Raw genomic sequence first — 22235 nt, 5'->3', positions numbered from 1 at the left:
TTGACCTGTATCGATCAAGTTATCGGCGGCCTGGCCGGCTTGGGCGCAAGGCAGGGCATCTCACAATCATCAGCCGGCCGCATTGAGCGAGTCGAACCCCGCACGCAGGGAACTCAGCGCCCGAACAGCTCCTCGTAATGCTCGCTGAGCGCCGGATAGTAATCGGCCTCGAAGTCCACGCTGTCGGCATCGGCTCCGTTCACCACGGCTGCCAGGCGGTCCAGGTAGTAGTCCCAGCCCGGCCCGACGGAGCCGGCGAGCTGCGGGTCAAGCCCCGGCATCCGGAAGACCAGGGAACTGCCCTCGCCGCAGGGCTGCACCGCGAGCTCCAGCCGCCAGGCCGTGGGGCCTGTTCCAAGTTGCACCTGCAGATGGTGCATGCGCGGATCGCAACGCAGGATTTCGACTCGTTCGGTGGGTGAACCGTCCTCGAGCAGCATCACTACGTCCACCGCGCGGCGCTCCGGGTCCCCGTGCCATGGGCCATACCAGAGCGCCAAGCACTGGGAGTCTGCCAGATAGCGCCAGATCCTGCTCGGGGATTGGGTGAACTCGCGGCGCAATTCCAGCGCTCCGTCTGCGGTTCGAATTCCGGTCGGCGAGGCGCTCATGATTTCTCTCCTGGGTTGCTCCCCTGCCGCCGCGGCACGGGCGGCTCCAGCGCCTTCACCGGCAGTCATTGAAGAATAGCAAATCGCGGTCCCGGGCCGCTGGGCGCCTTCTTGCAAAAGCAGGCACCGGTTCCCTTCCCCCAAGGGGAAGGGAACCGGTGCCCATTTGCCCTGTATTTCCGACCCGGGCTAGGCGGTTGCCTTGCGCAAGGTGAGATAGGATCCGCCTGCCATCAGCAGGGCCACCAGGCCGCCCCACAGCGTGATCCCCGCGGCGGTCCAGGTCAGGGCCCAGCTCCAGAACTGGTCCCAGTAATTGCCGAAGGTGAACAGGGCGATGATTCCCAGCACCACCACACCCAGCAGGGTGAAGAAAACCACCATGCCCGTGGTGCGCCACCTCATGTAGATGGTCGCTATCAGGAAGCCGACCATGAACAGCAGCACCATCAGCACGAAGTAGAACAGGATCTGGACCAGCCAGTTGTTATCCGCAATCCATTGCAGGGCGAAGAACTGGCCGCCCATGCCCCATCCACCGGTGGCGACTTCCAGCAATCCAATCAGGTAGTAGAACACCGACAGAACCAGTGCGCAGACGGAGAACAGTGCCACGGTTCCCAGATAGAAGGTACGCCGCGAAATGCTCATGGCCATGGAGAACGGGAAGGTCAGCGTCAGCGCCTGGATACCCAGGGCCAGGAAGTACCACATCGGCGCTTGGGCGCCGCCGCTGTACAGGCCTTCGTCGCTGCCGTTGCGCCGGACCAGCCACCAGATGGCCAGTGTGAAGAGGAACGATGCGCACAGGATCATCAGCGGGATTCCAATGAAAGTGGCTTTGTTGATCAGTTGCATGCGGGCGACTTTGATGATGCGGTTCATTTTCTTGCCTCCGTCCGTTCGTCGATCCCTGTTTCGGTGGTGCTGCTCAAGGCGCTGCGGACTACCAGTTGCTGCAGCGACACCGGACTCAGGTCCAGGCCCATGAGCTTCGCTTGTTCGCGCTGGTCCGAATCCACCTTGGCCTTGATGGTGACGCTGGCCAGGGCGCCGAGTGCATCACGATGGATCACCTGCGCGGAGCCGATGAATTCCTGGACCTTGGCGTCCTCGCCAGTCACCGTTACCGCGGTGCCGCGCAGCTCTTCGGCATCCGAGTCGATGACGATTCGCCCCTTGTCGATCACGATGACGTGCTCGAGCAGGTTGGCGACTTCATCGATCAGGTGGCTGGAGAGCACGATGGTGCGTGGATATTCCGCGAAGTCTTCGACGAGGCGGTCATAGAAGATCTGCCTCGCTACCGCGTCCAGGCCGAGGTAGGGTTCGTCGAAGAACGTGATGTCCGCCCGCGAGGCCATGCCGATGATCACGCCCACCGCGGACAGCTGCCCGCGGGAGAGCTTCTTGATCCTGCGCCTGGTGGGCAGCGCGAACGCCTCGACGAGATCCTGGGCCAGTTCCTCATCCCAGTTCTCGAAGAACAGGGCTGCGGATTTGAAGGCCTGGTGGACCTTGAAGTCATCGGGGTACTTCTGTGATTCGCGGATGAAGCAGATGCGCGAGAGCGTCGGATCATGCTCGAACGGGGCGTGGCCGAAGATTTCGGCGGTGCCTTGGTCCGCATAGTTCTGCCCGGTCAGGATGGACATGAGCGTGGTCTTGCCGGCTCCGTTGCGTCCAAGCAGCCCGTAGATCCGGTCGGGTTCCAGTTCCAGGCTGACGTTGTCGAGCGCTCGCACGTCCTTGTAGGTCTTGCTCAGCTCGCGTGTGGCGATTGCTGTCGTTCGTGGCATGTCGTTCCTCCCTGCCTAGTAGAGATGTTTCAAGAATCCGAACCGGTCTTGATCATGGCGACCAGCTCATCCAGGCCAATGCCCAGCTTGGAGGCTTCTGCGGTCAATGGGGTGATGAATTGCTGTTGGAATTTCTCGCGGCGCTGTTCTCGCAGCCGCCGCGGTGCACCTTCGGTGACGAACATGCCGATCCCCCGCTTCTTGTAGAGCAGTCCGTCTTCCACGAGCCGGTTGATTCCCTTGGCTGCTGTGGCCGGATTGATCCGGTAGAACGCTGCGAATTCATTGGTTGATGGAACTTGCGCTTCTTCTGCAAGAACACCAGAGATGATGTCGTTCTCAATCAGCTCAGCAATCTGCAAGAAGATCGGTTTTGAATCATCAATCATGCTGGCTCCTCTCCGTGCTCATTTCCACTAGGTTAGTTAGTGGGTTAGTTACTCATGTAACTAACCATAGAACCTAGTTCGGTTCTGTGCAATAGCGGGGCGGCAAAATATCCACGGAAAAACCGGTACCCCAAACTGTCCGCCTTGCTATCTATGCTGGGAACTGTCGACGGGGCGGCCTGTAACGGGCACTGGCGATGATGCGTTCACCGTGGTGAGCAAGGAAATGGTGCTGCAGACCGAGACAACGCATGGCGCAACCCGAAACCGGGAAGGGCTGGCGATGGCTACAAATGATTTGCAGTATCTGGCCCAGGAAAATAGTGATCGCACGCTGGGCAATGACCGCAATCCACGGATTGCAGGCCTTTATGGGAGGGACCATGCAAGAACTTTTCAATCGCCTTGAGGCTCCGGATCCGCTTCTCGGAGCATTGGATCGCCAGATCCTGCTCGGGCTGTACAAGGTGCTTTTCCCCGAATCCACCGGTGAAGAAATGGCCCGCGCTACCCGGCGCGAGCTGATCGCCAGGATCCAGGACTCGCGCGCTGGCACCGTGCAGCGCCCCGGCCGCAATATCCTGGACTACCCCTTGCGCCGCCCGAACCATGCGGCATTGAATCGCGCACTGCTCACCGGCACGAAGGGCCAGCCGGTATATTGGTGCCGCCAGTCGAATGCACTGGCTTCCGCCGCGGCTCTGGGGCAGGAGAACGAGGCATTCCGCTGGAATTTGGAGGAACCCCTGCGGGCAGGCGATCTCGTCCTGACGGCATTGGAGGGCACTCCAGCGTTGATTGCCAGCCTTGAAATCACCGAAGCGGATGAGGCGGAGCGGCTCACCTTCACCAATTTGGCGACCTTCACCGACCCGATCTCCGTGGCTGAGCTCGAGTCCATGATCGGCGCAGAACTTCCAGGACGCTCGCAGTACTTGGCGGATTCCCTTGCCCAGACGCTTCTGGGCAGCATCGGGGATCTGCTCGAACGCCCCCGCCCGATATTCGTCACCGCCGGTCCTTGCACTCCCTCGCAGCCCGCGAAGGCCAATGAGGTGCTGGGCGTTGTGGCCATCCTCCAGAAGGCTTCACCATATGAACCGCTTGCTTGCGAAATCTGCGATCGGGATATTTCTGCCAAGCCCGAGGTCCATCTGCCGCAGAGCCATCACAACGGGCTGCGTTGGGAGATCCAGGACCATGCCGATGAGGTGGTGCTGCTTTGCCGTGGCTGCCACGACATGGCCCACCAGCCAACTCTGGAACAGCTCCGGAAGTTCGCGAAGCCTGCCTGCCCGGAATGCGGGGAACGCAATCCGCTGAAGATCATCTGGGGAATGCCAAGCTTCATGCCCGATGAGGACGAGTACGTCACCGCTGGCTGCATGATGCCTGTGGGGCCTCCCGCACAGTGGCAGTGCCGCGCATGCGAAACCCAATACCTGGTGACCGAGTTCGACGAGCGGCCCTACCTGGCCCTGGCACGGTCCGGCGAGAACTTCCCGCACTAGCGCAAGAACGCCAGCAAATCCGTTTCAGGATTTGCTGGCGTTCTAGTTCTATCCAGGATTTGGAGGCTACTTGGCCAAGGCCTTGGTGACCTCGTCGATGATGCTGGGCAGCAATGCGGAGAAGGCGCGAGCCCGGTGCGAGATCGCGTTCTTCTCCTCCGGAGTGTGCTGGGCCATGGACTTGCCGGCACCGGCAGGTTCGAAGATCGGGTCATAGCCGAACCCATGCTCGCCGGCACGCTCGGTGCGCAGCACGCCCTCGACCTTGCCCAGTTCCACGTGCTCGGCACCCTCTGGGGTAGCCAGTGCCGCGGCGCAGACGAACTGCGCTGCGCGGTGCTCGGCTGCAATATCGCCGAGCTGGCCGAGCAGCAGATCGATATTCGCTTCGTCATTGCCGTGCACCCCGGACCAGCGCGCCGAGAAGATTCCCGGCGCTCCCCCGAGCACATCCACGCTCAACCCGGAATCATCGGCCAGTGCCACCAGGCCGGTGGATGCCGAGATCTCGCGGGCCTTCTTCAGCGCATTGCCCTGGAAGGTGACCTGGTCTTCAACCGGGTCGGCAGCCCCAGCGGTGGCGGCGTCAATGACCTGGCTGTCAACATCCAGGCCCGGCACCTGCCCGCGCAGCAATTCGCGCAATTCGCGCAGCTTGCCCTGGTTGCGCGAGGCAAGCACCAGTACCGGCTGGCTCATTTGGTGCTGCTCAGGGTTTCACGCTGGATCTCGGCCAGCTCGTTGGTACCGCCAAGGGCCAGGTCCAGCAGGGCATCCAGCTCCTCGCGCTTGAATGGAACCCCTTCGGCGGTGCCCTGGACCTCGACGAAGTCGCCGGATCCGGTGACCACGACGTTCATGTCGGTCTCGGCGCGAACATCTTCCTCGTAGGGCAGGTCCAGCATCGGGGTGCCATCGATGATGCCCACCGAGATCGCGGCGACCGAGTCGGTGAGCACCTTGGCGTTGGCCTTCACGATGCCCTGCGAACGGGCCCAGGAAATTGCTTCTGCCAGTGCCACGTAGGCACCGGTGATCGCGGCAGTGCGGGTGCCGCCGTCGGCCTGCAGGACATCGCAGTCCAGCACGATGGTGTTTTCGCCCAGGGCCTTGGTGTCCACGACGGCACGCAGCGAGCGGCCGATCAGGCGGGAAATCTCATGGGTGCGGCCCGAGAGCTTGCCCCGGACCGATTCGCGGGAGTTGCGGGTGTTGGTAGCACGTGGGAGCATCGCGTATTCAGCGGTGACCCAGCCGGTGCCTTCGCCCTTGAGCCAGCGTGGCACGCCCTCGGTGAAGGACGCGGTGCATAGCACGCGGGTGTTGCCGAATTCGATCAGCGCCGAGCCTTCGGCCTGAGCGGACCAGCCACGGGTGATGGTAATGTCTCGAAGTTGCGCGGCTCCTCGGCCGTCAGCGCGTAAAGTCATGCTTCCATCCTAACCACGCGCACCGCGCGATCTGTACGGGTGAACCCGCGAGTTACGGTGAAATGCACCTCGTGGCGCATCCTTGGCAGCTACTGCGGATGCACCACAACGCAGCAGCGCCCGGGACGCGGGCTCAGCTCGGCCCGGCTGCAATCCAACTGGCACCCCTCCAAAACGCCTGAAACCAGTTCATAGTTCATGGAGCAGACCAGTTCGGTCTGCTGCTGCGCGACCAGATGGAAGGGGCAGTTCCCAATGGAGATCTCTCCTCGCTCGTCTGCTTCAGGCGCATAGCCCAGCTCGTCCAGCAGCGGCACGAGCCCGTCACCGGCCTGCCCCAGATTCTGCCCCTCGCCTCGTGCCGCCTGACGCAGCGCCTGGAGCACGACTCCCGAGGCATCGGCACTGGCCGCGTTGGCCAGCAAGCTGCCCAAGAGGCGGTAATTGCGTGCTGGCAAGCTCACGGCGACTTCTTCTTGGGCGAGCGCGTAAAGTTTCGCGGTGCGCCCGGCACCCGGCCCGTTTTTGCCCTCCGGCCGCGCGAAAGTCACCGCCAGCAATCCTGCGCTTGCCAGCCGGTCCAGATGGTAGGCGGCCAGGGTCCGGCTGATTCCTGCGGCCTTGGATGCCGCGTCGCGTCCTGCCGGTTGCGGGCTTTGCGAAATGAATTCGAACAGTCGCCGCCGAACCGGATCGTTGAGCGATTTGAGGACCGCATCTTGTTGCAAGCTCAGTTCTGTCGACATGCCAGAATTCTATCAACAATGGATCTTGACAAATAGGCCCGAGAGGCGAATTCTGGGTATACGTTCAAACCTTTGGAGGGTGATCGCCATGAGCGCCTCATGGAGCGAGAAGCATCCGGTCTCGCACATACGGGCAACAACAGCTGCACGAGTCAACACCGACCCGTCGTTGAGCGCATTCTGGATCCTGCGCATTGGATTTGTCGTCCTGCCCCTGCTGATGGGACTGGACAAGTTCGCGAATGTGATGACCTACTGGCCGGAATACCTGGCGCCGTGGATCATTGCCATCGTGCCGTTCTCCGCGCAAACCGCCATGCATTTCGTTGGCGTGGTGGAACTGGTTGCCGCCGCATCGATGATCATCAAGCCGCGCTACGCGAGCTATGTGCTGTCACTGTGGCTGCTGGGCATCATCGTCAATCTGGTCTCGATGGGCCTCTTCCTCGATGTCGCCCTGCGCGACGTGGGACTGCTGGTCGCCGCATTGGCCTTGACCCGACTGGCCAGCAAATACGACAAGCCATGGGGCACCAAGCACGGCGCCGGCTAGGCTTCTTCCGGGAAAGCGAAAAGCACCGGCGGAGAGGATATTTCTTCCTGTCCGCCAGTGCTTTTCCCGGTTCCGCGTGCCTACTTCTTGCGTTTGAGCAAGGGGAACTTGCGGGTCTTCTCGTATTTGATGGTCGGCATGGTGCCGGTACGGGTCTTCAGGTAGTCGGTACCGCGCTCCCCCTTGAACAGGGCCGGGTCCTTGACTTCCTTCAGGCTGCCGGAGTACACGCCGTAAGTCACCCCGGAAACGGCAACAGCGATCCCGCCGTCGTAGGTTTCCTTGGCTTCTTCGACCACCTTGTTGATGTCGGTCCATACCGGAATGTGCGTCAGCAGCATACGCTCGGCACCGGCCGCGGTCGCCATTTCGCCAGCACGCTTGCCCGTCAGGTGCACGCCGTCGATATGGTCATCGCGGCCCTCTTCGAAGGCCGCTTCGCACAGGAACATGTCCGCGCCGCGGGCGGCTTCAACCAGGCCATCGCAGCTGTCGGTGTCCCCGGAATAGGTCAGCACGCTGGTCAGCAGCTCGCCGTCGGGGCCCGGCTCGTGCGCTTCCACGCGCAGCGCATAGGCTTCCTTGATCGGGTGGCGCACTGGGTAGGGAGTGATGGTGAAGGGACCGATGTTCACCGGCTGCAAGGATTTCCAGACCTGGAAGTCGTAGTCCTTGGCCATGGTGTCGCCATCGGGCAGGGAGTAGGCCGTTTCGATGCGTTCGGCGGTATCTTCCGGACCGTGCACCAGCATCCGGTCCCGGCCCCAGCCCGTCGGGTCCCAGCGAATCGCCACATGCAAACCGCAAAGGTCCATGCAGTGGTCCGGATGCAGATGGGAAATCATGATCCCGTCAATGTCTTTTAAATCGGTGTAACGCTGAAGCACGCCCAATGCGCCGGAGCCCAGATCCAGCAGGATCTTCCAGTCGCGCGTGCCATCAAAGGCCGACACCAGGTAGCAGGAAGCGGGCGATCCCGGCCCTGGGAATGACCCGGTGCATCCAATGATGGTCAGCTTCATTCGTTACTCGCTTTCGACGCGGCAATCATCTGCGGGGTTATCCGCGAAATAGCTCCGGTCGGATAGTGGGCGGCTACATGGTCCACGTGGCGCACCTGCAGCACCTCGGGTCCGAGGAATCGGCGAGCCAGTACACCAAAGCTATCAGCGTTGCCTGTGGCTAGGAACTCATGACGCGCCGCGGCGCCGTCGTTGCGCACCAGGGCATGGCAGGTCAACGCCCGGAAAACGTCCTTTGCCGTTTCCTCGGCACTCGAAACCAAGCTGACCGAATCGCCCATGACATAGGAGATCACGCCGGTCAGCAACGGATAGTGCGTGCATCCCAGAACCAGCGTGTCTACCTCGGCGGCCTGCAGCGGCGCCAGGTATTCCTGCGCGATTTCCAGCAGCTCGGCACCGGCGGTAATGCCGGACTCCACGAACTCCACGAAGCGCGGGCAGGCCACGGTGGAGACCTGCAAGTTCGGCGCGGCCGCAAAGGCGTCCTCGTAGGCGCGTGAACCAACAGTCGCCTGGGTGCCGATGATGCCGATCTTGCCATTCTTCGTGCCGGCTACCGCACGGCGCACCGCCGGCTGGATGACCTCGACGACCGGGATGCCATAGCGCGCGGTATAGCGCTCGCGAGCATCGCGCAGCACCGCGGCAGAGGCCGAATTGCAGGCAATCACCAGCAGCTTCACGCCACCATCGACCAGCTCATCCATCACCCCCAGCGCATTGGCACGAACCTGGGCAATGGGCAGCGGGCCATAGGGAGAGTTGGCGGTATCCCCCACGTAGATCAGCGATTCGCCCGGCAGCTGGTCAATGATCGCGCGGGCCACGGTCAGCCCGCCAACGCCCGAGTCGAAAATGCCGATGGGGGTATTGGCCTCCGGGGCCGAGACCTGCCCGGTAGCAAAGTAGGAATTCATGGATTAGAACTCCGCATCCATCAGTGCAGCCATCAGGGTATCGAGGACCCATGAAATCAGGTTGTACACCAAGGACATGTATTCTTCCGGGGTGTTCACCTCGGATGCATCGAGCACCTCTGCGACCCGCGCCGAATCCTCTTCACTGCGGATTTCCAGGCGCTCTGCGAGCACCAGGCGCACGTCGTTCAGCGCTTGGGCAAAACGCGTCGCGGTGTCCTTGTCCAAGACCAGCTTTTCGGTTTCAAGCAGCATCTGGGCCTCGCGCAGGCGGCCAACCTTTTGCGCGATCAGGTCAGCCTCGGTCAGCCGGCGATGCTCCGCGGCGGCCACTGCGTCATCGCTGGCATCCGGCAGCAGCCTGGCCAGCGCCGGATCGGAAACCGGCGGCAGATCCATGGACTCGGGCCGCATGCCGGTCAGGGCGTAGAGCGGATCAATATCTTCGGGCAGCTGGTGCAGCTGCGCGCGCTCCTCGAGCATTCCAATGACATCGCCGAAGAGTTCGCGGATCAGTTTTCGTTCTGCGGAGTGCAGTGTTCCGGTAATGCCCTTGGAACCGTTCTTGAAGGCCTTCGCCACGTTCAGGCTCCCTGGGTCATCGTTGCGTTCAGGCCGAACCCGTGCATTGCCTGCACATCGGATTCGATAGCTTCGCGGCTGCCGCTGCGCACCGTGCAGAAGCCGTCATGGTGCACCTGCAGCATGAGCTTCTCGGCTTTTTCCGCGCTGAAACCAAAGTAGGAACGGAACACGTAGGATACGTAGCTCATCAAGTTCACTGGATCATTCCACACGACCAAGCGCCAGGGCTTGTCTTGGGATACCAGGGTTTCAAATTCGGAAAGTACATCGGGCATTGCGGTCATGGCTTCCATTTTACGCTTGGAAGCTGAACGCAACACCGGACACGGCAAATATCACCTTGAGCGTGAGCCGTTATACAGTAAAACCGGTCCGCTTTCCCAAGCAGCACCGTATAAGGCCTTTTCCGATCATCAGGAGCGTCACATGCGCACCAGTCTCTTCACCGACCACTATGAGCTGACCATGCTCCAAGCAGCGCTGGGATCCGGTGCAGCTCACCGCCCGTCTGTCTTCGAGGCATTCGCTCGCCGCTTGCCCGAGGGCCGGCGCTATGGCGTGGTCGCAGGTACTGGACGCGTGCTCGAAGGGTTGGCAAATTTCCGCTTCGATGACGAACAGCTGCGTTTCCTCAGCGACAACAAGGTAGTCAACGCGGAAACCATCAAGTACCTGGAGAACTTCCGCTTCACCGGCAGCATCTCCGGCTACGCCGAGGGCGAGTTGTACTTCCCGAATTCGCCGCTGCTGACCGTGGAGTCGACTTTCGCTGAAGCCTGCGTTATCGAGACTTTCCTGCTCTCGGTCATGAACCATGATTCGGCCATCGCTTCGGCGGCATCGCGAATGATCGCCTCGGCCGGCGAACGCCCCTGCATCGAGATGGGCTCGCGCCGCACCCATGAGGAATCAGCAGTGGCTGCCGCGCGGGCCGCCATGATTGCCGGGTTCACTTCGACATCCAATTTGGAAGCCGGTGCCCGCTATGGCTTGAAGACCGTTGGCACTTCGGCCCACTCGTTCACCCTGCTTCACGACACCGAGCGCGCCGCCTTCGAAGCGCAGGTTGCCTCGCTGGGCAAGGACACCATCTTGCTGGTGGATACCTACGACGTGGAGAAGGGCGTACGCACCGCAGTTGAAGTTGCGGGTCCGGAACTGGGCGGCGTCCGGCTGGACTCGGGCGACCTGGTGCAGCAGGCAGGCTGGGTTCGCGAGCTGCTTGATGACCTGGGCAACTGGAACACCAAGATCACCGTGACCTCGGACCTCGACGAGTACGCGATCGCCGCCCTGGCCAGCGCCCCGGTTGACGCCTATGGCGTCGGCACGGCATTGGTCACCGGCTCCGGCCATCCAACCGCGTCGATGGTTTACAAGCTCGTTGCCCGCCAAGACGATTCGGGGCAATGGATTCCGGTCGCCAAGGCCGCGGCGAACAAGGCCAGCGTGGGCGGGCGCAAGTACGCGGTGCGCCAGCTCAATGAACGCAACCGCGCTGTCGCTGAAATCGTCTCCACTTCCGAGTACACCACCGGCGGCCCCGAGCGGGATCTGGTGGTCCCGTTGGTGCGCCATGGCGAGATCGATCAGGCTTACGTGGGTGCAGCTGGCGTCAAGCTCGCCACCGAGCGCCACTTCGCATCGGTCCAGGAACTGCCAGGCGTGGCCCGCAAGATGCAGCGTGGCGAACCGGTCATCCCGACCGTCATGATCCAGGACTAGTCGAACACACGAAAATCCCAGCTGCGGGACGTAGGATCCAGATTCAAGGATCCTGCGGTCCGCAGTTTTCCAATCTCTACACTTCCCCCAGCCAGGAGGCAGCGATGAGCAGAGCCCTGTTGATCATTGATGTCCAACCCGACTTCTGCGAAGGCGGAGCCCTGGCCGTGACCGGCGGCAACGCCGTCGCAACGGCCATTGCCGCGGATATTGCCGAACGCCGCGATGCCTACTCGGCAATCGTCACCACCCAGGATTGGCATATCGAGCCGGGGAATCATTTCTCGGAAACCCCGGACTTCGTTGATTCCTGGCCGGTGCACTGTGTCGCCGGAACACCTGGCGCCGCCCTGCATCCGCAGCTCGCCGAGGTGCCCCTGGATGCGCACTTCGCCAAGGGGCGCTTCACCGCAGCCTATTCGGGTTTCGAAGCCAGAGTGCTGGATCCATCGGCTGACCAGGCTGATGAAAGCGGAGAACTGCTAGGCCCCTGGCTCAAGGCCAGAGGCATTGACTCTGTCGATGTCGTAGGGCTCGCCGCAGATCATTGCGTAAAGGCGACCGCCTTCGATGCCGCTGAAGCAGGATTCACCACGACCATCATTTCTCCGTTGACCGCAGCAGTCTCGCCGGAGAATCTGCCGGCGATACGCGAGGAACTGAGGGCAGCCGGGGTAACGGTGATTTCGCTGGGTTGATGATCCCCCGGAAACCAGAAACGGCTTTGCTCCTGACAGGATTTTCCGGTCAGGGGCAAAGCCGTTCTCTCGTGGAGCCTATTTTCGCCCGACGAACCAGTCCTGCAGCTTGTCAATGCGCGCCTGCAGCTGATCAGCTGTAGCCTGCGGCACCGCAGGCCCGCCGCAGACGCTGCGCAGCTTGTTGTGGATCTGCCCGTGCGGGGTGCCGGTGCGGGCAGCCCATGCCGAGACATTCTTCGACAGCTTGGTGCGCAGTTCCATCATGCGGCGGTGGTCGGAGACCGGCTCGGGCTTGGTGCCGCCCTTGGAAATCTGCTTGTTCTGCTGCTTGCGCAGCAGTTCGGAAACCTGTTCGGTATCCAGCAGGCCAGGGATCCCCAGGAAGCCGAGTTCTTCTTCACTGCCGATGTCGGCACCGGTACCGAATTCGCCGCCGTCGAAGAGCACGCGGTCAAAGGAGGCCTGCGAGTTCAGCGCCTCGAACTTGTTGCGCGTCAGCTCGTCGCTGGCCTTGTCTTCCTTGTTCGCCGCTTCCAGCAGCGAATCGTCCAGCCCGTCTTCGTCCTTGGAACCTTCGCGGTCCAAGGCGTGGTCGCGTTCGACTTCCATCTCGTTGGCCAAGGCCATCAGGATCGGCACCGAGGGCAGGAAGACCGAAGCTACCTCGCCGCGCTTGCGGCTACGCACGAAGCGGCCGACCGCCTGGGCGAAGAACAACGGAGTGGAGGTGGATGTCGCATAAACGCCCACGCAAAGACGCGGAACGTCCACGCCTTCGGACACCATCCGCACCGCAACCATCCAGCGCGCGTCGGATTCGGAGAAATCGTCGATCTTCTGCGATGCCTTGGGGTCATCGGAAAGAATGGTGGTGACCTTCTCGCCGCAGATCGCTTCGAGCTGGGCCGCGTAGCCGCGCGCGTCCTCGTGGTCGGTGGCGATGATCAGGCCGCCGGCGTCCTTCACGGTGCGGCGGACCTCCGAGAGCCGACGGTCAGCGGCCTGCAGCACCGACGGGATCCAGTCGCCGTGCGGATCCAGCGCGGTGCGCCAGGCATGGGCGGTGACATCCTTGGTGAAGCCTTCGCCGAGGTTGGCTTCCATCTCCTCGCCGCCGGAGGTACGCCAGCGCATATTGCCCGAATAGGCCATGAACAGCACCGGACGGACCACGTGGTCGGCCAGGGCGCTGCCGTAGCCGTAGGTGTAGTCCGCCTTGGAACGGCGAATGCCATCGCCCTCGTCCACATACTGCACGAAAGGAATCGGGGCCGCATCGGAACGGAACGGGGTACCGGTCAGGGCAAGCCGCCGGGTAGCCGGTTCGAATGCTTCACGAATGCCATCGCCCCAGGACAGGGCATCGCCGGCGTGGTGGACCTCATCCATGATCACCAGGGTGCGGGCATCTTCGGTTTTCGCGCGGTGCACCGCGGGCTTCAGCGAGACCTGGGCATAGGTCACCACCACGCCCATGTAGTGCGAGCCGTGCCGGCCGTCGGAGTTCTTGTAGTTCGGGTCCAGTGAGATGCCCACACGCGCTGCCGCATCCGCCCACTGCTTTTTCAGGTGGTCGGTGGGCGCGACAACGATCATGCGGTTGATCTTGCCCGAGTCGATCAGCACTTTGGCCAGGCGCAGCGCGAAGGTGGTCTTACCTGCGCCAGGGGTCGCCACTGCCATGAAGTCCTTGGGCTCCGTGTCGAAGTACAGAGCCAAGGCCTCGGCCTGCCAGGCACGCAGCTTCGGCCCAGTTCCCCAAGCCGCACGTTCCGGATACGCTACCGGCAGCTTGTCTTCTAGTGGAAGCTTGTCGCCAAAATCAAAAAGTGTCTCGGTCATTTACCTTTTCCCGGCCGCGTGCATTGTGTGAAGTAGTGCTAGTTCATTCGCAGCACTACCCCATCATGGAGTCGTAGACTTCCTTGCACTCGGGGCATACCGGGAACTTCTGCGGATCTCGGCCCGGCGTCCAGACCTTGCCGCACAGAGCGATCACTGGGTCGCCGGTCATTGCCGACTCCATGATCTTTTCCTTCTGCACGTAGTGAGCAAAACGCTCATGATCTCCGGCCTCGACACTCTGGGTTGTCTCGGTACGTTCAATCGTGGCAGTGCCACCGCGGGTTTCTTCAGACTGTTCCACCATGCCTCCAAGTCTAATACGGATTGCCACTGCTGTCCGCGTGGAAAGCATGGGAGCTTGTCCACATTGACTTTGCCGCGCTGCGCTAGGCCGCCCCATCGTTTTCTTTCTCCCTGCAAGTCAACAACCATTTTCAAGTGTTCTTGCGATGCATTGCGGTGCCGTTGGAAGTCGATATTGCGCCAATTGGGCGCGACCCGATCAATATCCTGTGAACCTCCTTGCACCCAAGACAGGCAAAAGGCCGCCTAGCGGAAAACAGCGTCCCGCTAGACGGCCGAAGGCAGCAATTCGGCTGCTGCGCCTACTTATTGAGGATGACCGACTGCATCAGCTCAGGAGTGCGCTTTTCGTACCATTTGCCACCGAGGGCAATGCCGCCGAGCATCAGTCCGATACCCACGACCAGGCCCGCGCCCAAGGTGATGAAGCCGAAGGACTGCGACTGCTTCACCCAGCCGATGATGTAGGGAATGAGAACCGGGATCAGCAGGAGGCCCATGGCAAACATGATTCCCAGCTGGGTCAGCGCAACGCGCATGCCATTGCCCGGAGGGGTCTTCATCGGGTTATCACCCGGCAGCGGCACCGAATAGGTGTAGCGGGCCGAGGAGACCGACGCGACGCCCAACGCGATGAGCAGCCCAGCCAGTGACAGGCCCAGGTCTCCCGGGATGCGCCACAGCGCACCGGAGATGAGGCCCGGCAAAATGGCTGCCGCCAGAACCGGAACGATGGCAATCAGGAAACAGGACAGCACTCGCCCTGCCCGATCTGCACGTCCGGAAATGCCGGTCAGCGCGTGCAGCGCAAAGGCGGTGTTGTCATAGGAAATGTCGGCCGAGATGGAGAAGCCCATCAAGATGCCGATCAACGGGCCCAGCAGGAACATCATCACGTAGCTGCCGGTCTGGTTGCCGGTGAACCAGAAGAGCAACGGCAGCATCGGCACAATGAGCACGCCAATGGCATAGCGCGGATCCTTGAACCAGTAGGTCAGTGCGCGGGCAGCCACGGCGCCCGTTGGCGTGGCCGGCATCAACTTGAAGAAGCCCAGCCCCTTGGCCGTGGCAGCGCGCTGCTCTGGCGGCGGGGTCACCGTGGCTTTGGCGGTAGCCCGAGCCAGCAGGAGGTACAGTCCGCCAAGGTAGAGCAAGCCCAGCGCCATATGGATCGCCATCTGGCCGTAGTGCGCCGAAGCAAAAGCCCCGGGAATCGCGGCAAAGGCACCCAACGGGGTGTAGCCCAAGACCGAGGCAATCGGCTGGATCCAGTCGCTCATGCTCTGCGCGGCAGCCAATGCCGAGGTCACGATCGGCCCCAAGGCGATGAGCACCACGAACAGCAGGACGAAGGTCAATTCACGGAATCGGCGCTTGGCCCGCAGTGCGGTCGCCATGATCACCAGATACTGGCAAAGCAGAATCGCCATCACCGCGGTCGCCACCGCTGCCAGCAGGGCAAGCATGAGCGCGCCCGCATCGAAGCGCCACATCAGCGAGGCGCCGAGCAGGCCCGCAATGGTCAGCACCGCGGGAATCGAGATGAAGCCAGCCAGCACCAGCGCTGGCCCCAAGGTCTTTTCCGGAATCCCGAAGTGGACAAAGCGTGAAGGTTCCAGGGTGAGGTCAACACCGGTCAGCAGCGGCGGGATAATGGCCCAGCCCAGCACCACGGCCGAGCCGATCAGGGTGAAGATTTCGCCCTGGAAAGGAATATCGCCGGCGGTAAACCACATGGCCACGGTCAGCATGGTGATCATGCCCAGTGCGTACAGGCCACCGATGATGACGCCAATGAGCTGGCCGACGGAGCGCTTGAAGCCGTTGGCGAGCAAGCGCAGTTTCAGGCTTAGGACGTGCGCAACCATGACAGCCCCTCATTATTGGCGCGGCCGCCCACCAGATCGACGAAGCGATCTTCCAGGCTCATGCCGCCGCGGACTTCATCCACGGTGCCCTGCGCCTTGAGCATGCCATCGGAAATGACCGCGACATGCGTGCACATGCGCTGGACGAGGTCCATCACATGCGAGGAAACGATGACGGTGCCGCCGAATTCAACGTAGTTATTCAGGATGTCGCGGATATTCGCCGCCGATACCGGGTCCACCGCCTCGAACGGCTCGTCAAGAACCAGCAGCTTTGGCGAGTGGATCATCGCGGTAGCCAAGGAAATCTTCTTGGTCATGCCGGCCGAGTAGTCCACCACCAGCTTGTCGCCGTCATCGAGCAAATCCATCACGCGCAGCAAGTCTTCGGTACGCTGGGCAACTTCTGCGCGTTCCATGCCGCGCAGCAATCCCGAGTAGGTCACCAGCTGGCGGCCGGTCAGCCGGTCAAACTGGCGCACGCCATCAGCCAGGACTCCCAAGGTGGCTTTGGCCGCTTGCGGATCAGCCCAGATATCCACGCCGTTGACCAGCGCTTGGCCTGAATCCGGGCGCAGCAATCCAGTGGCCATGGAAAGCATGGTGGTCTTGCCGGCACCATTGGGTCCGACAAGACCGTAGAAGGAACCCGCAGGAACTTGCAGGCTGACGTTGTTCACGGCAATCTTGGCGCCGAATTGCTTGGCAAGACCCCGAATGTCCAGTGCGATCTGATTCATAGCTTAAGGCTAGCAATGCCCCTAGTCAGAACGCATCATCCTTTGGAGTTAAACCCAGGGATAAGACAACCGCCGCGACCCAGGGAAAAACCCTGGGTCGCGGCGGTTGTACTGCTTGGTCCAGTCCCTGGACGTCAGCCTAGAAGAGTACGCGTGCCAGTTTCTGACGCGAGGCAGCTACGCGTGGATCGCTGTTGCCGATCACCGCATAGAGCTCAATCAGGCGACGGCGGACCCGCTCGCGGTCTTCATCAGCCAGGCGGGAGATCAGCGAAACCAGTCGGGCGAAGGCATCTTCGACATGTCCGCCCACTACATCCAGATCTGCTACATCCAGCTGCGCCGCGATGTCTTCAGGGTTCTGCGCGGCTTGCTCGCGGGACTTGTTCAGATCCAGGTTGTGCGTGCGCGAGAGCAGTCGAACCTGGTACACGCCGATCTGCGCGTCCTTGTCGTTCGGCTTCTCGTTCAACGCTTCCAAGTAGGCGGCCTCGGCGGCGGCGTAGTCCCCGGCATCGATGGCGTCCACGGCCTTCTGGTGCAGCGGCGGCAGCTCTGGCTCAGGCTCGCCGGCCTGCCCGGAGAATGCCGGGGCGGTACCGCTCATGCCCTGCTGGACTGCGAGCTGTTCAAGCTGTGCGAAAACCTGGACAATCTGCTGTTCATCGGCAGGCCCCTGGAACAGCGGCACCGGCTGGCCCTTGATCAGCGCAACCACCATCGGGATCTGCTGCGCCTGGAAGGCCTGGGCGATCTGCGGGTAGGTTTCTGCATCCACCAGGCCGAGGATGAATTTGCCGCCCTTGGCATCCACCAGCTTGCGCAGCGTCGCATCCAGGTCTGCCGAGACCTGCACGCGAGGCGAGCCGAGGGAAACGATGGCAGGTACCTGCTGGGACATGCCGACGAACTGCTGGAACGCAGCCTCATCCAGATTGGTGGTCCAGCTTGCCGGACCAGCCGGCATGCTGCCGGTAGCTTCCGGGCCTTGGCTGGCCAGGGCGGAGAGATCTACCGCACCGCGGGTTGAGGGAATGTTCTGATCAGTCATGGGGGTTAGTCAACTTCCTTCACATCGAGCAGGATCTGGCTTGCAGAGATCAGCTGGATCTTGTCCTTGGAACCGTCGGCTGGCAGGTAGAACATCACTGGTTCGGCGTAGGTGCTTTCCACGTCGCCGTTCGAGGAGCTGGATCCCAGCAGCTGTTCGGTCAGCTTGTCGGTGCTCTTGAGCGGGTCAGCGTCTTCGGTGCGCACGAAGAGCGCCTTGTTGTTCAGCTTGCCGGTAACAATCGCTCCGCCATCCGGGGTGGAAACCACCTTGGTGTCGCCCTTGGTAACCGTGCGGTTGTACTTGACGTCCGCCTCGTTGGCTTCCTTGGACTCATCCTTCTGGGCTGCGTGCACCGCCTTGATGAAGTCCGATTCGGCAAACTTGTCCTTGTCCTTGGCATCGCCATCGGTCAGCACTTTGCCCAATGCTTCCAGGGCCTTCTCCGGGGTCATCTGCAGGCCCTCGGCGTTGGCAGCCAGCTGCTTGGTCGACGGGTCGCCAACGGCGATGCCCGGGAAGGTGGAGTTCGGCAGCATCTGGCCGGCGAAGACCACCTTGAAGTTATCGCGGGCGTTGGCCTGCACCAGGGTCAGCGCCTGCGGCAGGGTGTCGGCATCATTGTTCTTCGCGGTCACCACCGAGATCACGCGGGGGAACTTGGCTTCATTCGCATTCGGCACAGCGGCCGAGCGGATGACCTGGGTAGTGAGCGCCAGCGGCTTGTCTACCTCGAACTTCTCCTTGAGCATGTCGTAGCGCTTATCGCGCAGGTACTTGAACGCACCGGCGCTGCGTGGTTCCAGGGCCTTGGCGTCACTCTTCTCATCGGCCTTGGCTACCTGCTTCTGGGCATCGGCCAGAACGCGCTTGAGCTGTTCTTCGGTGATGACCGGGAAGCTGGATACCTCTTCAACCGAGGAAGAGGCGGACTCGGAGCCCTTGTCATCATCGGACGCCTTGGCGTCCTCCGACTTCTGCTCGGATTCCGAAGGCTTGGCGCTGGACTCGTCGCTTGGCGCCATGGGCAGCGAAACACCGGAGATCGCCAGGGCGACCACGGCCACGGCGGCGACCGAGTGCTGGGTGTTCGACCCGCTCTTCGGCTTGCCCGGGCGCATGACCAGCAGGGCCAGTCCGAAGACCAGCAGCAGCGAGCCGGCAATGATCAGCGGCAGGGCAAATGGCATGGCGTCGTCGTTCGCGTAGGTTACCGAGATATCCACCGGAGCGGCATCCTTTCCGCCTGCGGCCAGCAGCAAGGACCAGTCGCCGGAATCCGGAGCGGTCCAGCGGTAGGTCATGGTCTGATCCGCGGTCTGCGAGTCGAAGAAGATGTCATCACCGGCGGGATTAGGCGCATCGGCCTTGCCCTTGGCGTGCTCGGCGATCATCTTGTGGTTTTCGGTGTCGATGCCGGTGACCGATACATGCGATGCATCGCCGATCCACGCCTCGACGTCATAGTCGCGGCCCAAGGAAGCAGTGAATTCACCCTTCGACTTGATCACCAGTTCCACCGGGTCCAGCTTGGGGTCGTTGACCGAGGATTCAATCAGGGTCAGCGGTGCCTCATCAGCTAGTTGCGGCATGCTCGCGGTCACCGTTTCGGGCGGGGCCCAAAAGGTCTTCTGTCCGATGCCGACTACCAAGGCCGCGGCCCCCAGCAGCATCGCGATCACGGAGATTACTTTTCGCACAAGTTCACCTATTCGCCTACGTCTCACAGCTGTTCTTTGACAAGTCTAACGAGTTGCGGCCGATCATGGTTCCGATCCGCGCCTGTGAACTGGCTCAACAACGCAACAGCACGGTGTCTTGAACCACTTAACAGTGCCCGATGCGCGATATGCTCTGACCCATGGAGCCTGATCAGCCGCACCCGCATCGCGATAAGCACGTACCCGAGCAGCGTTCCGACGCGTCGGATCGCTCTTCCGGGCCTGCAACCTCCGGCCCGGAATCCACAGCGCATTCCCAGCCTCATGAGGGCAATTCCCAACCGGAATCACCTGCGGCCGCCAGCGCGCAGGCCCGTTATCCGGGCGCTGCGCCGACGGGCGCTAATGCGTCCCGCGAGGGCTGGACCAAGAAGATCGCCGAACGCGTGGGCAAGATGCTCAACACCCCGCAGCGCAGTGCGGCCCTGGGCGAGGAACCGGAGCATCCGCTGGATGGCTCGCCGGAACCGATTCCGGCGCTGCACCCTATTTCCATGGGCTTCTTGGGCACCATCGGCGTGGGCATCGCCCTGGGCGGCTACTACCTGCTGACCAACGTCGGTTCGCTGATGACCTGGATTGCCATTGCGCTGTTCATCGCCTTGGGCCTTGATCCGATTGTGCGCTTCATGATGCGCAAGGGATTGACCCGTCCGCTGGCTGTGGCCGCGACCATGGTCAGCTTGCTGGCGATCTTCGGCGGCTTCATGGCCTTGATCATCCCTACCCTGGTCAACCAGATCACCGCCTTCATCACGCGGGCGCCGGAAATCGTGGATGATTTCCTCAATAGCGATTGGGTCCGGGAAATCGACCGGCAATACGCGGTTTCCCAGCGCATCACTACCGAGGTCGACCGTTTCTTTGGCGATTCGGGCGCGGTGACCAATGTGTTCGGCGGCGTCCTGGGCGTATCGCAGACCGTCGCCCAGTCCATGTTCGGCGTGCTGATCGTGCTGGTGCTGGCCATTTACTTCCTGGCTTCGCTGCCAGGGATGATGGGCTTCTCGCTGCGCCTGGCACCGCGCTCCAAACGCGACCGCGTGGCCGAATTGACCGTGCGCATTACCCGCTCCGTGGGCAATTACGTGATGGGCCAAGCCACCGTGGCCATACTGAACTGCCTGGTGGCGCTGGTGCTGATGAGCATCCTGGGTGTTCCATTCACCGCGCTGCTCACCTTGCTGGTGGCGATGCTGGCCTTCATCCCATTGGTCGGCGGGGTGATTGCCGGCGTGCTGGTCACCTTGGTGACATTGTCACTGGGCTGGCAGACCGCCCTGATCTACGCGGTGTGCTACTTCGGCTACCTGCAAGTCGAGGCATATTTCGTTTCGCCGCGCATCATGCGCCGTGCGGTGGCTGTGCCCGGCGCGGTCGCGGTGATCTCGGTGATTGCCGGCGGCACCCTGGCCGGGGTCACCGGTGCACTCATGGCCATCCCGGTGGCAGCCAGCGCCATGATCCTGCTGCGCGAAGTCTTCATCGCGCGGCAGGACCGCCGCTAGCACCTGCCCTCCAAGCAGCTGGCCTAGTAGCGGTAGGACCGGGTTTCCCAGCAGTGCGGATGCCAGTGGCGGCGCGCGTTGGCCGCGGCGTCATCGCCCGACCAGTGGTCCGCGCGCCAGGCGACCACATGGGCAACTCCAACTCCGATGGAACGGTGGCACCCCGGGCAGGAATAGGGCTTGTTGGCGTTCATCGGCGCAATCTTGCGCACATGCCATTGGCCGTCGGGGGCATCCTGGCGCAGCACCACGCCGAAGCGGGCACGCTGCATCCACTCTTCCTGGCCCGAACCGTAGCCCTGCTCTTCATCCCCGGAACCGTAGCCGGAGCCGGAGTTCCGGCCTTGGGCGGGTCGGGAATTCTTGGAGCGGCGCGGGCGGTTGGAACGTGGCATGTCTTTAATCATGCCGTATCTCCCGGCACAAGTCGCAACCAGCTAGTAAAGTGTGTGGGGTGCGTTTAGTGGTAGCGAAGTGTTCAGTTGATTACGAGGGCCGTCTTCGAGCCCACCTTCCGTTGGCGACCCGCTTGATCATGGTCAAGGCCGACGGCTCGGTACTCATCCACTCGGACGGCGGCAGCTACAAGCCGCTGAACTGGATGAATCCCCCGTTGATCCTGCGCGAGGCAGATCCCGATGAGGACGCCGCGGCCTTGGGTGCCACCGCTACCTGGACCGTGTCCAGCGCGAAGACCGATGACAAGCTGACCATCCACTTCCATAGCTTCGAGCACGACTCAGCCCACATCCTGGGCACCGATCCGGGGCTGATCAAGGATGGCGTCGAGGCCGACCTGCAGCGCCTGCTGGCCGAGCAGATCGAGTTGCTCGGCGCCGGCCACCAGCTGATCCGCCGTGAATACATGACCGCCATCGGCCCGGTGGATATCCTGGCCCGTGATGCCAAGGGCGCCACGGTTGCCGTTGAGCTCAAGCGCCGTGGCGATATCGACGGAGTGGAACAGCTGACCCGCTACCTGGAGCTGCTGAACCGCGATCCGCTGCTCAAGCCGGTTACCGGCATTTTCGCCGCCCAGCAGATTAAGCCGCAGGCCCGCACCTTGGCCGAGGACCGCGGCATCCGCTGCCTCACCTTGGATTACGACGCAATGCGCGGAGTGGACGACTCGGCAGGACGCCTCTTCTAGGGTTGCGGATCCTCCCCGGGCTGCCTGGCCCTGGCGCATCCGCCGCCGGCCGGATGC

24 protein-coding genes and 1 pseudogene are annotated in these 22235 nt (G+C 62.2%); 7 read left to right on the top strand and 18 right to left on the bottom strand.

Annotated features, from left to right (window positions below):
- Positions 1-113: 113 nt before the first annotated feature.
- The 4 genes from AAZQ98_RS15080 to AAZQ98_RS15065 form a co-directional block, all read right to left on the bottom strand.
- The gene (locus tag AAZQ98_RS15080) at positions 114-611 is read right to left on the bottom strand and encodes an SRPBCC family protein (RefSeq protein ID WP_434693410.1); all 498 of its coding nucleotides are present in this window, start codon (positions 609-611) and stop codon (positions 114-116) included.
- Positions 612-800: 189 nt separating this feature from the next.
- The gene (locus AAZQ98_RS15075; RefSeq protein ID WP_400290805.1) at positions 801-1496 is read right to left on the bottom strand and encodes a hypothetical protein; all 696 of its coding nucleotides are present in this window, start codon (positions 1494-1496) and stop codon (positions 801-803) included.
- Entirely contained in the window at positions 1493-2410 is a 918-nt protein-coding gene (locus AAZQ98_RS15070; protein ID WP_434693408.1) for an ABC transporter ATP-binding protein, read from the bottom strand. Before AAZQ98_RS15070 ends, AAZQ98_RS15075 begins: the two co-directional genes overlap by 4 nt.
- Positions 2411-2439: 29 nt before the next feature.
- Entirely contained in the window at positions 2440-2799 is a 360-nt protein-coding gene (locus AAZQ98_RS15065) for a GntR family transcriptional regulator (protein ID WP_181148913.1), read from the bottom strand.
- A gap of 214 nt (positions 2800-3013) precedes the next feature.
- Here AAZQ98_RS15065 and AAZQ98_RS15060 point away from each other — a divergent pair, with 214 nt between their 5' ends.
- Positions 3014-3208 (top strand): hypothetical protein, encoded by a 195-nt coding sequence (locus AAZQ98_RS15060; RefSeq protein WP_434693405.1) that lies wholly within the window; start codon positions 3014-3016, stop codon positions 3206-3208.
- The gene (locus AAZQ98_RS15055; protein WP_434693403.1) at positions 3183-4310 is read left to right on the top strand and encodes an HNH endonuclease; all 1128 of its coding nucleotides are present in this window, start codon (positions 3183-3185) and stop codon (positions 4308-4310) included. The genes AAZQ98_RS15060 and AAZQ98_RS15055 overlap by 26 nt, the downstream gene beginning before the upstream one ends.
- 66 nt (positions 4311-4376) lie before the next feature.
- On the opposite strand, the gene rdgB is transcribed toward AAZQ98_RS15055, so the two are convergent.
- The 3 genes from rdgB to AAZQ98_RS15040 all read right to left on the bottom strand — a co-directional run bounded on the left by rdgB (position 4377) and on the right by AAZQ98_RS15040 (position 6486).
- Positions 4377-5009: an RdgB/HAM1 family non-canonical purine NTP pyrophosphatase gene (gene rdgB, locus AAZQ98_RS15050; protein ID WP_434693401.1), complete on the bottom strand. Its 633-nt coding sequence runs from the start codon at positions 5007-5009 to the stop codon at positions 4377-4379.
- Complete coding sequence (rph, locus tag AAZQ98_RS15045) at positions 5006-5740, bottom strand: ribonuclease PH (RefSeq protein ID WP_105662598.1); 735 nt, start codon at positions 5738-5740, stop codon at positions 5006-5008. The genes rdgB and rph overlap by 4 nt, the downstream gene beginning before the upstream one ends.
- An 89-nt stretch (positions 5741-5829) precedes the next feature.
- Positions 5830-6486 (bottom strand): helix-turn-helix transcriptional regulator, encoded by a 657-nt coding sequence (locus AAZQ98_RS15040; protein WP_434693397.1) that lies wholly within the window; start codon positions 6484-6486, stop codon positions 5830-5832.
- An 88-nt stretch (positions 6487-6574) separates the two neighbouring features.
- On the opposite strand from AAZQ98_RS15040, the gene AAZQ98_RS15035 reads away from it, so the two are divergent.
- Entirely contained in the window at positions 6575-7039 is a 465-nt protein-coding gene (locus AAZQ98_RS15035; RefSeq protein ID WP_434693395.1) for a hypothetical protein, read from the top strand.
- Positions 7040-7266: 227 nt separating this feature from the next.
- Here the strand turns inward: AAZQ98_RS15035 and AAZQ98_RS15030 are convergent.
- From AAZQ98_RS15030 to clpS, 4 genes and pseudogenes are all read right to left on the bottom strand, one after another.
- Positions 7267-8061 (bottom strand): annotated as a pseudogene (locus AAZQ98_RS15030) (MBL fold metallo-hydrolase); the annotation flags it as partial.
- Entirely contained in the window at positions 8058-8981 is a 924-nt protein-coding gene (murI, locus tag AAZQ98_RS15025; RefSeq protein WP_434693393.1) for a glutamate racemase, read from the bottom strand. The pseudogene AAZQ98_RS15030 and the gene murI, both read right to left, overlap by 4 nt.
- A 3-nt stretch (positions 8982-8984) precedes the next feature.
- Positions 8985-9563 carry a DUF2017 domain-containing protein gene (locus AAZQ98_RS15020; RefSeq protein WP_434693390.1) on the bottom strand — a complete coding sequence of 193 codons (579 nt, stop codon included), beginning with the start codon at positions 9561-9563 and terminating at the stop codon, positions 8985-8987.
- Positions 9564-9565: 2 nt separating this feature from the next.
- Positions 9566-9850, bottom strand: a complete 285-nt coding sequence (clpS, locus tag AAZQ98_RS15015; RefSeq protein WP_105658428.1) for an ATP-dependent Clp protease adapter ClpS — start codon at positions 9848-9850, stop codon at positions 9566-9568.
- A gap of 142 nt (positions 9851-9992) precedes the next feature.
- Between clpS and AAZQ98_RS15010 the strand changes: the two genes are divergently transcribed.
- Complete coding sequence (locus AAZQ98_RS15010) at positions 9993-11291, top strand: nicotinate phosphoribosyltransferase (protein ID WP_105662594.1); 1299 nt, start codon at positions 9993-9995, stop codon at positions 11289-11291.
- Between the two features lie 104 nt (positions 11292-11395).
- Positions 11396-11989 (top strand): isochorismatase family protein, encoded by a 594-nt coding sequence (locus AAZQ98_RS15005; RefSeq protein ID WP_434693387.1) that lies wholly within the window; start codon positions 11396-11398, stop codon positions 11987-11989.
- A 78-nt stretch (positions 11990-12067) separates the two neighbouring features.
- Here AAZQ98_RS15005 and AAZQ98_RS15000 read toward each other — a convergent pair whose 3' ends face one another.
- The 6 genes from AAZQ98_RS15000 to AAZQ98_RS14975 all read right to left on the bottom strand — a co-directional run bounded on the left by AAZQ98_RS15000 (position 12068) and on the right by AAZQ98_RS14975 (position 19499).
- Entirely contained in the window at positions 12068-13834 is a 1767-nt protein-coding gene (locus AAZQ98_RS15000) for a DEAD/DEAH box helicase (protein WP_105658425.1), read from the bottom strand.
- A 55-nt stretch (positions 13835-13889) separates the two neighbouring features.
- A complete protein-coding gene (locus AAZQ98_RS14995; protein WP_105658424.1) occupies positions 13890-14141 on the bottom strand; it encodes a DUF3039 domain-containing protein in 252 nt (83 codons plus the stop codon).
- A gap of 301 nt (positions 14142-14442) precedes the next feature.
- The gene (locus AAZQ98_RS14990; RefSeq protein ID WP_434693384.1) at positions 14443-16008 is read right to left on the bottom strand and encodes a transporter; all 1566 of its coding nucleotides are present in this window, start codon (positions 16006-16008) and stop codon (positions 14443-14445) included.
- A complete protein-coding gene (locus AAZQ98_RS14985) occupies positions 15990-16748 on the bottom strand; it encodes an ABC transporter ATP-binding protein (RefSeq protein WP_105658422.1) in 759 nt (252 codons plus the stop codon). Before AAZQ98_RS14985 ends, AAZQ98_RS14990 begins: the two co-directional genes overlap by 19 nt.
- A gap of 139 nt (positions 16749-16887) precedes the next feature.
- Positions 16888-17799 carry a co-chaperone YbbN gene (locus tag AAZQ98_RS14980; protein ID WP_434693382.1) on the bottom strand — a complete coding sequence of 304 codons (912 nt, stop codon included), beginning with the start codon at positions 17797-17799 and terminating at the stop codon, positions 16888-16890.
- A 5-nt stretch (positions 17800-17804) separates the two neighbouring features.
- The gene (locus tag AAZQ98_RS14975; protein ID WP_434693380.1) at positions 17805-19499 is read right to left on the bottom strand and encodes a hypothetical protein; all 1695 of its coding nucleotides are present in this window, start codon (positions 19497-19499) and stop codon (positions 17805-17807) included.
- Positions 19500-19660: 161 nt separating this feature from the next.
- On the opposite strand from AAZQ98_RS14975, the gene AAZQ98_RS14970 reads away from it, so the two are divergent.
- Positions 19661-21028 carry an AI-2E family transporter gene (locus AAZQ98_RS14970; RefSeq protein WP_426734847.1) on the top strand — a complete coding sequence of 456 codons (1368 nt, stop codon included), beginning with the start codon at positions 19661-19663 and terminating at the stop codon, positions 21026-21028.
- Between the two features lie 23 nt (positions 21029-21051).
- On the opposite strand, the gene AAZQ98_RS14965 is transcribed toward AAZQ98_RS14970, so the two are convergent.
- On the bottom strand, positions 21052-21423 hold the full coding sequence (locus AAZQ98_RS14965) for a hypothetical protein (RefSeq protein ID WP_105658418.1): 372 nt from the start codon (positions 21421-21423) through the stop codon (positions 21052-21054).
- A 59-nt stretch (positions 21424-21482) separates the two neighbouring features.
- On the opposite strand from AAZQ98_RS14965, the gene nucS reads away from it, so the two are divergent.
- A complete protein-coding gene (gene nucS, locus AAZQ98_RS14960; RefSeq protein WP_426734849.1) occupies positions 21483-22178 on the top strand; it encodes an endonuclease NucS in 696 nt (231 codons plus the stop codon).
- The last annotated feature ends 57 nt before the right edge of the window (positions 22179-22235 follow it).

Source organism: Glutamicibacter sp. Je.9.36 (genome assembly GCF_051129975.1).
Taxonomy (GTDB): domain Bacteria; phylum Actinomycetota; class Actinomycetes; order Actinomycetales; family Micrococcaceae; genus Glutamicibacter.
The sequence above is the reverse complement of the archived record's forward strand: the minus strand, read 5'-3'. Positions and strand labels throughout refer to the sequence as shown.

Excerpts from the sequence above, each read along its gene's own strand:
- AAZQ98_RS14970 (WP_426734847.1), top strand. The coding sequence starts at position 19,661 with ATGGAGCCTGATCAGCCGCACCCGCATCGCGATAAGCACGTACCCGAG.
- AAZQ98_RS15055 (WP_434693403.1), top strand. The coding sequence starts at position 3,183 with ATGCAAGAACTTTTCAATCGCCTTGAGGCTCCGGATCCGCTTCTCGGA.
- AAZQ98_RS15075 (WP_400290805.1), bottom strand. The coding sequence starts at position 1,496 with ATGAACCGCATCATCAAAGTCGCCCGCATGCAACTGATCAACAAAGCC.
- clpS (WP_105658428.1), bottom strand. The coding sequence starts at position 9,850 with ATGACCGCAATGCCCGATGTACTTTCCGAATTTGAAACCCTGGTATCC.
- rdgB (WP_434693401.1), bottom strand. The coding sequence starts at position 5,009 with ATGAGCCAGCCGGTACTGGTGCTTGCCTCGCGCAACCAGGGCAAGCTG.
- AAZQ98_RS15035 (WP_434693395.1), top strand. The coding sequence starts at position 6,575 with ATGAGCGCCTCATGGAGCGAGAAGCATCCGGTCTCGCACATACGGGCA.
- AAZQ98_RS15080 (WP_434693410.1), bottom strand. The coding sequence starts at position 611 with ATGAGCGCCTCGCCGACCGGAATTCGAACCGCAGACGGAGCGCTGGAA.
- AAZQ98_RS15010 (WP_105662594.1), top strand. The coding sequence starts at position 9,993 with ATGCGCACCAGTCTCTTCACCGACCACTATGAGCTGACCATGCTCCAA.
- murI (WP_434693393.1), bottom strand. The coding sequence starts at position 8,981 with ATGAATTCCTACTTTGCTACCGGGCAGGTCTCGGCCCCGGAGGCCAAT.
- AAZQ98_RS15070 (WP_434693408.1), bottom strand. The coding sequence starts at position 2,410 with ATGCCACGAACGACAGCAATCGCCACACGCGAGCTGAGCAAGACCTAC.
- AAZQ98_RS15005 (WP_434693387.1), top strand. The coding sequence starts at position 11,396 with ATGAGCAGAGCCCTGTTGATCATTGATGTCCAACCCGACTTCTGCGAA.
- rph (WP_105662598.1), bottom strand. The coding sequence starts at position 5,740 with ATGACTTTACGCGCTGACGGCCGAGGAGCCGCGCAACTTCGAGACATT.
- AAZQ98_RS14980 (WP_434693382.1), bottom strand. The coding sequence starts at position 17,799 with ATGACTGATCAGAACATTCCCTCAACCCGCGGTGCGGTAGATCTCTCC.
- AAZQ98_RS14965 (WP_105658418.1), bottom strand. The coding sequence starts at position 21,423 with ATGCCACGTTCCAACCGCCCGCGCCGCTCCAAGAATTCCCGACCCGCC.
- AAZQ98_RS14985 (WP_105658422.1), bottom strand. The coding sequence starts at position 16,748 with ATGAATCAGATCGCACTGGACATTCGGGGTCTTGCCAAGCAATTCGGC.
- AAZQ98_RS15040 (WP_434693397.1), bottom strand. The coding sequence starts at position 6,486 with ATGTCGACAGAACTGAGCTTGCAACAAGATGCGGTCCTCAAATCGCTC.
- AAZQ98_RS15000 (WP_105658425.1), bottom strand. The coding sequence starts at position 13,834 with ATGACCGAGACACTTTTTGATTTTGGCGACAAGCTTCCACTAGAAGAC.
- AAZQ98_RS15065 (WP_181148913.1), bottom strand. The coding sequence starts at position 2,799 with ATGATTGATGATTCAAAACCGATCTTCTTGCAGATTGCTGAGCTGATT.
- AAZQ98_RS14995 (WP_105658424.1), bottom strand. The coding sequence starts at position 14,141 with ATGGTGGAACAGTCTGAAGAAACCCGCGGTGGCACTGCCACGATTGAA.
- AAZQ98_RS14990 (WP_434693384.1), bottom strand. The coding sequence starts at position 16,008 with ATGGTTGCGCACGTCCTAAGCCTGAAACTGCGCTTGCTCGCCAACGGC.